This window comes from Wenzhouxiangella sp. XN79A (assembly GCF_012272825.1).
Taxonomy (GTDB): Bacteria; Pseudomonadota; Gammaproteobacteria; order Xanthomonadales; family Wenzhouxiangellaceae.
This window is the reverse complement of the sequence record NZ_JAAWWS010000152.1, coordinates 32,492-42,146: the sequence shown is the minus strand read 5'-3', so window position 1 is coordinate 42,146 and position 9,655 is coordinate 32,492. Positions and strand designations below refer to the sequence as shown.

The following is a 9,655-nucleotide window of genomic DNA, read 5'->3' as shown; positions in this document are numbered from 1 at the left end:
AGAGGGAGGGATGGCTGAAGCTGCGCTTCAGCGAGCTCGGCCTTCGGCCTCGGTTCGAACCCTCGGTACGGGATAACCAGAACCGTACTGTTCCATGCGAGCCCGTTCGACCACTCCGGCACCTCTCCAAAACTGCTTCAACTTGTCTCGCCACCCGGTCGATGGGGGCGTCCTCCGGCCGGCGATCCTCAGCGGATCGCGAGAGGGAGGGATGGCTGAAGCTGCGCTTCAGCGAGCTCGGCCTTCGGCCTCGGTTCGAACCCTCGGTACGGGATAACCAGAACCGTACTGTTCCAGGCGAGCCCGTTCGACCACTCCGGCACCTCTCGGAACTGGGCGCCCCGGCATCCGCCGAAACGCGAGCCAGACATTATAGCCCCGCCGGGGTGCGCTGTCAGGTCACGGCGGATTGGCGAATGCGGTTCAGCCGACCGGCAATCGCCGAATGGCACTATCCAGCTCCGGCCGCACATCGTCCCAGACGGCCGCTTCGATGAAGTCCTTGCAGGCCGCGTAGATCTCGACGCCGATATCGACCTCGCAGCCGTCGTCGATCATCATTGGCTGGACACCCCCGAACAAGTCCTCGGACCCGTTGCCAAGGTAATACGGCGGATCGATGGCGTAAACGCGGACTTCAAGGGCTTCGTACCAGGCATGCTGGGACTGCATCTGGGTCGAGCCCCGCGTCACGGTCCCCCAGTGCTCCACTGCCTGGTTGGTCATCATCACCCCGGATCCGGACTCGCCCGATTCGAGGTGGATCACGAAATCGATCCCCTGCTCCCGGCCCAGCTTCTGGACCGCCGTGCGAGCCTCGGCCGGCAGTGCCTGGTAGCGGTCACCGCTCGCGGTCGTCGCCCACTCGAAATCCGTCGGATCGCCGACGATCCCGAGCCAGCGGTCAGGATCGATGGTCTCGAACTCAGCGCCCGTCAACGCCGGGCGATCCATCAGGTAATCCATCGCTCGAGCGCCGAGCAACAAGTCCGTTTCGCCTTCGTTCCGCTCGTTGTATAGAAAGAAACTGGAGATCCAGACCTGCTTGGGCGGCGCCGACCACTCGTCGACGATAGCGATTCGAGGCGCACCACCGATGGACGATATCGGCTGGGGTGGCTGGACGCGCGCAGCGCAGGCAGCCAGAAGCAGAGTCGCCGCGGCCAGAGTGGCGATGATGGTCGGCTTCGCGAACTGGGCGAATCGTTTCGTCTTCCACATGGTTACTGGACCCTGGAATGGTGACCGGAAGGCCGAATCGTACCCGATCGCCCCCGGCAGAACGGTTCCGCGTCAGCGCCTCTTCTCGAACACGAAGATCCCCCAGGTCAGGAAGCCCTTCGCTGCACCCTCGATCCAGTGGGTCAGGCCCGACTCCATCCGCTCGATGTAGTCGGCGCTGACGCCGCGGCCCTTCAGCGTAGCCTCGTTGTCGATCAGGACTTCGCGGACGCGGGCGTAGTGGCGCGCCAGCTGGTCGGGGTGGGCCTCGAAGGTGATCTCGCTCATGCCCAGGTCGCCGAGGGTGTCGCGATAGAACCCGGGCGAGCCCAGCGAATCGAGGTGGATGCGGTCGTAGATCGGCTGCAGGCGGTCGGTCGGGGCGTCGTCGGTCTGCATCGGGTCGGTGAAGACCAGTCGGCCGCCGGGCTTCAGCACGCGGACGGCTTCGGCACAGACCTTGGCGCGGTCGCCGGAGTGCAGGATGGCGTCCTGCGACCAGACCAGGTCGAAGCTGCCGTCGCTGAAATCGAGACGGGTGAAGTCGCCATCGACCACCTCGATGTGGCGCTCCAGGCCCGCTTCCAGGGTCATCCGGCGATTGCGCTCGTTCTCGACCTCGCTCAGGTTCAGCGCCACGCAGTGGCAGCCGAACTCGCGGGCCAGGTAGCGCATCGAACCGCCGTAGCCGGCGCCGAGATCGAGGACGCGGGTGGCCGGGGTCAGCTCGCCGGCCAGTTCGGCCATCCGTTCGACGGTCCGTCGACTGGCCTCGGCGATCTGCTCGTCGTCGGAGGCATACAGGCCGACATGGATGTCCTCGCCGCCCCAGACGTGAAAGTAGAAGTTGTCCGCGTCACTGCTGTTGTAATACTCGCGGGCGGTCTCGACGACGTCGGAACGGGCCTGTTCGCTCATGACGCGTCCTTGCCGTTGACGGCGTCGGACGACGACGGGCCGTACTCGATGGCACTGTCGCCCCGGTCGGCGATGTCCTGGTCGCCGAAGTACTTCTTTTCGGCGACGTGGATGTAGAAATCCGGCGTGCTGTCGTCGCTTTCCTCGTCTTCGAAGTCGGCGTAGGTGTCGATCTTCTGGAAGCCGACTTCCTGCATCAGGGTCCGGGTGTAGTCGCGGCGGATCGGACACATGTTCAGGTAGTAGACCGAGCCGTCCGGGAACGAGTACTTGAACCGGGCCAGGCCCTCGTCGATGTGTTCGGGCTCGGCGCTGACCTGGTGGCCGCAGTAGTAGTACTTGTGCTTGGTCGAGAAGCCCTCGTCGAGGATCGCGTCGTAATTGCGCTGGTCGAGGATCAGGCAGCCGTCGTGCTTGAGCACGGCGTAGAACTCGGCCAGCGTCTTGCGCCGGTCGCGCTCGGAGAACAGGTGGTTGAAGGAGTTGCCGAGGCAGATCACGGCGTCGTAGCTGGCGTGCACGTCCCGGTTCAGCCAGCGCCAGTCGGCCTGGATGGTGCGCAGGATGTGGCCGCGCCGTTTGCCGTTCTCGAAGGCCTTGGCCAGCATCTCGGCCGAGCCGTCGACGCTGCAGACCTCGAAGCCTTCTTCGATCAGGCGCACCGAGTGGAAGCCGGTGCCGGTGGCGACATCCAGTACGCGCCTGGCGCCGCGCTCCTTGAGCAGCTGGATGAAGAAGTCGCCCTCGCTTTCGTAGCGAGCGTCCCAGTCGATCAGTTCGTCCCATTTCTCGACGAACTGGGTGACGTACTCCTGTTGATAATGATCCGACGCTCGGACGTCGACGGGGTTGTCGCCGAAGTCCTGGCGGACTGTGCGTTTTCCTGCGCGTTGTGTAGTGATGACGGCCTCCGCGATCGCGATCCGTCAGGCCAGCGCCGCGCGAACGATGCGCGCACCGTTGCGACACCGGTGCTGCGTTGCGGTGACCCGAGGATCGACGTGTGAGTGCATGGATTGAGTGCGGCTCGACTCGGTTCGCGTCGCGCGAATTCGCCGGCCGCCGATTTGCTTCGCAGCGCTGCCAGGTTACGCCGGCAGCATTACATCACCATAACAAGCCAGCGCGCGACTGTCACCCGCGCGTTCGCCCGGCGCCTGCGCGCAGCCAGTCCAGCAACGCCCGGAATCGCTCGTCGGGCGGCTCGCCGCCCTTCTCGATCGCCGGGCGGACCGCCTCGGCCTGGCGCTTGCCCTCCTCCACCCCCCACTGATCGAAGGGATTCAGGTTCCAGGCAGTCCCGAGCAGGTAGACGGCGTGCTCCCAGTGGGCCAGCAGCTCGCCAACGGCCGCGGCGTCCAGCGGCCGCGCCCACAGCATCAGCACCGGGTTGCCGCCGGGCAGGACGCGCTGGGGGTCCTCGTCGCGATGGCCGAGCGCGAGAGTCCGGGCCTGGCCGAGCAGGTTGGCTGCTTGTTCGATACAGAAGGAATCATGATCGGCACTGTTCAGCGCATTTCCAACCAGCAGCATGGGGTGGCGCTGACGGCCCTGGTGGACCGCCTGGAAGATCGAATGCTGCAGGTCGGTGCCGGCGCCCCCGAAGATCAGCGGCGACGAAGGACCTTCGGCCGGCGCGCCATCGGCGGTGACCCGCTTGCCGAGGCTTTCCATGACCAGCTGCTGCAGGTAGTCGGCCAGGCGGCGCAGGCCCGGCGCATAGGCCACGACGCCGAGCGTCGCGAACCCGTGGACGCGGGTCAGCTGATCGACGGCACAGGCCAGGCGACCGGCCAGTGAGGCGTCGGGATCGCGCCGGAGATCGAGATCGGCGGTCCTGGCGCCTTCCAGCAGCGCCTCGAACCGCGCGCGGCCGATCCGGGCCGCGGCCGAAATGCCGACCGGGGACCACAGCGAAAATCGGCCACCGATCGCGCCATCGAACGGCAGGACGTGCTCGCTGGACAGCCCCCAGTCCCGCGCGCGGTCGCTGCGCGCGGTGGCCGCCCAGGTCCGTTCGGCCCAGGCCTCGCCCAGCCAGCTGCGCACCGCCTCGGCCTGCAGCCGGGTTTCCCGGGTGCCGAAGCTCTTGGAGGCCACCACCAGGCCGGTCCGGGTGGGCTCGAGCTCGCCCAGCAGGCGTTCGAGCCCGCGCGCGTCCAGCGTCGAACGCCAATGGACCCGCACGGCCGAGTCGCCGGGATCCAGCGCCTCGGCCACCAGCCGCGGGCCCAGGTCCGAGCCGCCGATGCCGATGTGAATCAGATCGCGGATCGGGGATTCGCCCCGGTACAGCCGATCGGCCAGCGACAGCATCCGCTCGCGGGCGCGCGCGAAGGCCTCGGGGATCTCGCCCTCGGCGCCGCGTAACCAGGCATGCAGGGCCGGCCGTTGCTCGGAGAGATTGACGATTCTGCCGCGCAACAGGGCCTCGACCGCGTCGCGCCGCCCGGGCACCGGCGCTTGCCAGACCTCGGCATCGATCGGGGTCAAGCCGGCGTCCAGCCGCCAGCGCGCGGTGGTGGTGGCGAATGCGGCCATCCGGTCCGGCTCGGCATCGAGCCGCGCAGCGAGGGTCCGATTCGTGTTGTTTTTTTGCGACATGCCGTCCAACCGCGTCGCAGCGGGCTCTCAGGCGGCCTGGACGGGAATTCTGCCGGCAATCCTGGCGACGCGATTGTCGGCGTCGGGATAGACCAGGCGGGGCGCATGGCGATCGGCTTCGGCGGCGTCGTACTGCCCGTAGGCGCAGATGATCAGCAGGTCCCCGACGTCGGCCTTGTGGGCGGCTGCGCCGTTGACGCTGATCACGCCGCTGCCCGCCTCGGCACGGATCGCGTAGGTCACGAAACGCTCGCCGTTGTTGACGTTGTAGATGTGGATCTGCTCGTATTCGCGAATGCCCGAGGCGTCGAGCAGGTTGTCGTCGATCGCGCAGGAGCCCTCGTAATGGAGCTCTGCGTGGGTCACCGTGGCTCGGTGAATCTTGGCTTTCAGGAGGTTCAGCTGCATGGTCGATCCCGGTGCGTCCGGCCTGCCGTAGAGATGCGGGCCATCGTCACAAAAAAAAACCTCTCCCCGGTGAGGGGGAGAGGCAGCGTGTCGGAGTGATGTACCTCAATTTCGCGCCCTGACCTTGATCACCGTTGCTGGAAATCCAAGGTTCGTGGTAACTGTACCACAACTTTTTGGCATTTCCAAGCCTGATTTGCAATTTAGCGACGCGAGTGTCGCGAAACTACAACATTGTCGATGAGTCGGGCCGCTCCCAGTCGGGCGGCGGCCAGTAACCGGAGCGGCTCTGCGTTCGGCGGCCCCAGCGTTCCCGCGTCGCGGAACTCGACGTACTCGGGCTCGAATCCGTGCCCGGCAAGACGCTCCATTCCAGACCGCGCCAGGGCCCGGAGAGTTCCCGTCGAGGGCGGATCTCCATGCTCACCGGCGTCCGCGGCTTGACTCGCCAGGTCCGTCAGGGTCCGGTAGAGCGCCGGCGCGACGCGGCGCTCGGCCTCGCTCAGATAGCGGTTGCGAGAACTCATCGCCAGCCCGTCGGCCTCGCGTACGGTCGGCGCGGCGTCGATCTGGACGCCGACGGCGAAATCCTCGGCCAGGCGGCGCAGGATGGTCAGCTGCTGGTAGTCCTTCTCGCCGAACAGCGCACGATCGGGCCGGACGTGCTGGAACAGCCGCAGCACGACGTTGGCCACGCCATCGAAATGGCCGGGGCGATGCGCGCCGCACAGGATGTCGCCCAGCGCTTCGGGCACCCGGACGCGGAACCCGGCGTCCGGGCCGAGCGGGTAGAGGTCGTCGATGGCCGGCAGCCAGACCGCGCTGCAGCGGCCCGCCAGCCGCTCCAGGTCGGCCTCGACGGTGCGCGGGTAGCGGGCGAAATCCTCGCCCGGACCGAACTGGGTCGGGTTGACGAAGATGCTGACGATCACCGCCGCTCCTTCCGCCGACGCGGCATCGACCAGCGAGAGATGGCCTTGGTGCAGGTTGCCCATGGTCGGCACGAAGTGGATCGGACCGTTGCGGGCGGTGCGCCAGGCGGCCAGTTCGGCGGCGGTTCGCAGGATCTGCGGCTCGTTCATGTCAATCGCCGTAGGCTTCGCGCGCGTCCGGGAAACTGCCGTCGCGCACCGCCGCGACGAAGGCTTCGATGGCCGCCGGAATCGATCCGGCGTCGGCCATGAAATCGCGGACGAAGCGCGGACGGCGCTCGCCGCCGAGCCCTAGTGCATCGTGCAGCACCAGCACCTGGCCGTCGACATCGACCCCGGCGCCGATGCCGATGACCGGAATGGCCAGCGCTTCGGCGACCTCGGCGGCCAGCGACGACGGCACGCATTCGAGCACCAGCATGGCGGCACCGCGCTGCTCCAGCCCGCGCGCTTCATCGAGCAATCGCCGGCGCGCGTCGCGGTCGCGCGCCTGGACCTTGTAGCCGGACAGCTGGTGCACGGCCTGGGGCGTCAAGCCCAGGTGCCCGCAGACCGGCACGCCGAGCGCGGTCAGCCGCTCGACCGCATCGAACACCGGCGCGCCGCCCTCGAGCTTGACCATGGCCGCGCCGGCCTGCATCACGCGCCGCGCGGAGGCCACCGCCGAGGCGACATCGGTATAGCTCAGGAACGGCAGGTCGGCGATGACCAGCGCGCGCTCGACGCCGCGACGAACGCAGGCGGTGTGATAGGCCATGTCGTCGAGCGTGACCGGCACGGTGCTGGCGCGACCCTGGATCACGTTGCCGAGCGAGTCGCCGACCAGGATGCAGTCCACGCCGGCGGCATCGACGGTGCGGGCCAGCGTCGCGTCGTAGGCCGTCAGCATGGTGATCGGCTGGCCGGCGCGTTTCTTCGCGGCCAGCCGCTCGCGGGTCACCGGCCCGGTCGCTGCGGCGGGCGGGTCACCGTTCATGCCGGCGGCACCGCCGTGGCCGGTGCGCCTTCGGACACGCGCTGGATGCCGTCGATCGCCAGGCCGGCCAGCAGCACGTCGACCCGGCCGCGGCCCGGCAGCTCCAGCATCGGCTCGAGCTCGCACAGCGGCTGGAGCACGAACGCGCGTTCGTGCATGCGCGGATGCGGCACGACCAGGTCATCGAGCTCGATGGCCTCGCCGCCGAACCACAGCAGGTCCAGGTCCAGCCGGCGCGGCCCCCAGCGGCGTGCGGCGTCGCGCACCCGGCCGGCTTCGTCCTCCAGCCGCTTCAGCTCGGCCAGCAGCGCCGGCGCCGACAGGCCGGTCTGCAGCTCGACGACCGCGTTGACGAAGTCGGGCTGATGCAGATCGCCCCAGGGGGCGGTGCGATACAGCCCGGAGCTGCGATCGAAGACGGTCGAGGGCAACCCGGCCAGCGAATCGATGGCCGCACGGACCTGGCGCTCGGGATCGCCGAGGTTGCTGCCGATGCCGATGAAGGTCCGGGTGCTCATGAATTCTCCGCCTTGTTGCGAGGCTTGCGCTTGCGCGGCGGCCGGCTCGTGTTGCCGCCGCCCTTGTCGCCGAAGATCATGTCGTTGCGGGTCTCGGCATCGACTTCCTGCACCCGGGTCCACCAGTCGGCCAGCTCCTTGAGCGCCGGATCTTCCAGTGCGCGCAGCAGCAGGAAATCGTAGGCTGCGCGGAACCGCTTCTCGCTCAGCAAGCGGGCCGCGCGCTTGCCGCGTCGACGTTCGAAGCGCGGCTGGAACATCCAGATTTCCTTGGCCATGGTCGAGAACCGGCGGTGCACGGCCACCGTCCGGGTGTAGCGATCGAAGGCCTTGTCGCCGGCCACGGCCAGCGCTTCGACCGGCGGCTGGCCGTTTTCGGTGCGGCGTTCGGCCTCGGCCCGCACGGTCGGCCAGAACAGCGACGCGAACAGGAAGCCGGGAGTGACCGGCTTGCCCTGGGCGACCCGCTCGTCGGTGTTCTGCAGCGCCTGTTCGATCAGCAGGCCCGGTTCGGCCGGATCGTCGAGCAGGTCCGGGAACAGCGGCTCCCAGAGGCCGTGCCGCACCAGGCCGCGGAAGCCTTCCCAGGCGCGACCGCCGAGCAGCAGCTTGAGCAGCTCGTCGAGCAGGCGCGCCGGCGGAATGTCGCCGAGCAGCGGCGCCAGCTCGCGGATCGGCGCCTCGGTGGCCGGATCCATTTCCATGCCCAGCTTGGTCACGAACCGGATCGCGCGCAGCATGCGGACCGGGTCTTCGCGGTAGCGCTCGACCGGGTCGCCGATCAGGCGCAGCCGGTTGGCCAGGATGTCGTCGTAGCCACCGACATAATCGCGCAGGGTCTCGTTGGACGGGTCGTACATCAGCGCGTTGGCGGTGAAGTCGCGTCGCCGCGCATCCTCGGCTTCGGAGCCGCCGAACACGTTGTCGCGCAGCACCCGGCCGCCGACCTCGACGGTGCGGTCGCCTTCGTCGCCGTCCTCGCTCAGCCCGCGGAACGTGGCGACTTCGATGATCTCGCGACCGAAGCGGACGTGGGCCAGGCGGAAGCGTCGACCGATCAGGCGGGCGCTGCGGAACAGGCCGCGTACTTCTTCCGGCGTGGCGTCGGTGCCGACGTCGAAGTCCTTGGGCGTGACGCCCAGCAGGACGTCACGGGCGGCCCCGCCGACGATATAGGCCTTGAACCCGGCCTGTTGCAGGGTTTCGGTGACCTTCAACGCGTTGCGGCTGATCGCCTTGCGGGCAATGCCGTGCTCGGCGCGAGGAATTTCTCGGAGTTCGTTGCTCAATGGGTATACTGCGTCGTGTCGGAACGGGCGGGCACCTGCACGGGCGTAAACCGGCGGGCATTCAACATGCAGCGTCGTAGTCTACCACCGCGCAGCGCCTTTCCCACCCCGACGCACGCAACAGGCAACCCGAACCGAGATCGCGAATCCTCATGACCTTCGTCGTCGTCGAAAACTGCATCAAGTGCAAATACACCGATTGTGTCGAAGTCTGCCCGGTGGACTGCTTCCACGAAGGGCCGAACTTCCTGGTCATCGACCCGGAAGAATGCATCGACTGCACCCTGTGCGAACCCGAGTGCCCGGCCCAGGCGATCTACCCCGAAGACGATCTGCCGGCCGACCAGCAGGAATTCCTCGAACTCAACGCCGAGCTGTCGCGCGAGTGGCCGGTGATCAACGAACGCAAGGAACCGCCGGCCGACGCCGACGAATGGGACGGCAAGCCGGGCAAGAAGGAACTGCTCGAGCGGTAAGGCTCTATCCGGGGTCCGGGTTCCGGGAGTCTCATCCGCGAAGGATTCGACCGCTGGCGCGCCCATCGCGCGAACCGTTCGCTCCACCCTTCGCCCGCAAGCGGCCTCCAACAGGCCTTCGGTCCAGCGCCGACGACTCTCCGGCCAGGTTCTTTACTGAAAACTGCTCACTGACAACTTCTCACTCCGCTCGCACCGCGAGCGGCCCGCCACCCTTCGCCCGCAAGCGGCCTCCAACAGGATTCGGAGTACCCGCCGAGCGCTGGCCTGACTACTGGGAAAATCGATTCAGGGCGTAGCGAGCGGGCGCTCG

Annotated in this window: 9 protein-coding genes and 1 pseudogene; 1 reads left to right on the top strand and 9 read right to left on the bottom strand. The window is 67.7% G+C overall.

All coding sequences use genetic code 11. The features are described from left to right. Window positions 1–423: 423 nt before the first annotated feature. From HFP89_RS09805 to pcnB, 9 genes and pseudogenes are all read right to left on the bottom strand, one after another. Window positions 424–1,221, bottom strand: coding sequence for a hypothetical protein (locus HFP89_RS09805; RefSeq protein ID WP_168717485.1), 798 nt, complete (start codon window positions 1,219–1,221; stop codon window positions 424–426). A gap of 72 nt (window positions 1,222–1,293) precedes the next feature. Beyond that, the gene (locus HFP89_RS15825) at window positions 1,294–2,139 is read right to left on the bottom strand and encodes a methyltransferase domain-containing protein (protein ID WP_206212309.1); all 846 of its coding nucleotides are present in this window, start codon (window positions 2,137–2,139) and stop codon (window positions 1,294–1,296) included. Window positions 2,140–2,216: 77 nt separating this feature from the next. Then, window positions 2,217–3,041: pseudogene (locus tag HFP89_RS15820) on the bottom strand (class I SAM-dependent methyltransferase); the annotation flags it as partial. Window positions 3,042–3,273: 232 nt separating this feature from the next. After that, a complete protein-coding gene (locus HFP89_RS09795; protein WP_168717484.1) occupies window positions 3,274–4,743 on the bottom strand; it encodes a glucose-6-phosphate isomerase in 1,470 nt (489 codons plus the stop codon). 27 nt (window positions 4,744–4,770) lie between these two features. Continuing rightward, the gene (gene panD / locus HFP89_RS09790; protein WP_168717483.1) at window positions 4,771–5,151 is read right to left on the bottom strand and encodes an aspartate 1-decarboxylase; all 381 of its coding nucleotides are present in this window, start codon (window positions 5,149–5,151) and stop codon (window positions 4,771–4,773) included. Window positions 5,152–5,354: 203 nt separating this feature from the next. Continuing rightward, entirely contained in the window at window positions 5,355–6,233 is an 879-nt protein-coding gene (panC, locus tag HFP89_RS09785) for a pantoate--beta-alanine ligase (protein ID WP_168717482.1), read from the bottom strand. A gap of 1 nt (window position 6,234) precedes the next feature. After that, window positions 6,235–7,059 carry a 3-methyl-2-oxobutanoate hydroxymethyltransferase gene (panB, locus tag HFP89_RS09780; protein ID WP_168717481.1) on the bottom strand — a complete coding sequence of 275 codons (825 nt, stop codon included), beginning with the start codon at window positions 7,057–7,059 and terminating at the stop codon, window positions 6,235–6,237. After that, complete coding sequence (gene folK / locus HFP89_RS09775) at window positions 7,056–7,577, bottom strand: 2-amino-4-hydroxy-6-hydroxymethyldihydropteridine diphosphokinase (protein ID WP_168717480.1); 522 nt, start codon at window positions 7,575–7,577, stop codon at window positions 7,056–7,058. Before folK ends, panB begins: the two co-directional genes overlap by 4 nt. Continuing rightward, complete coding sequence (gene pcnB, locus HFP89_RS09770; RefSeq protein ID WP_168717479.1) at window positions 7,574–8,866, bottom strand: polynucleotide adenylyltransferase PcnB; 1,293 nt, start codon at window positions 8,864–8,866, stop codon at window positions 7,574–7,576. The genes folK and pcnB overlap by 4 nt, the downstream gene beginning before the upstream one ends. Before the next feature lie 152 nt (window positions 8,867–9,018). Here pcnB and fdxA point away from each other — a divergent pair, with 152 nt between their 5' ends. After that, on the top strand, window positions 9,019–9,342 hold the full coding sequence (fdxA, locus tag HFP89_RS09765; RefSeq protein WP_168717478.1) for a ferredoxin FdxA: 324 nt from the start codon (window positions 9,019–9,021) through the stop codon (window positions 9,340–9,342). The last annotated feature ends 313 nt before the right edge of the window (window positions 9,343–9,655 follow it).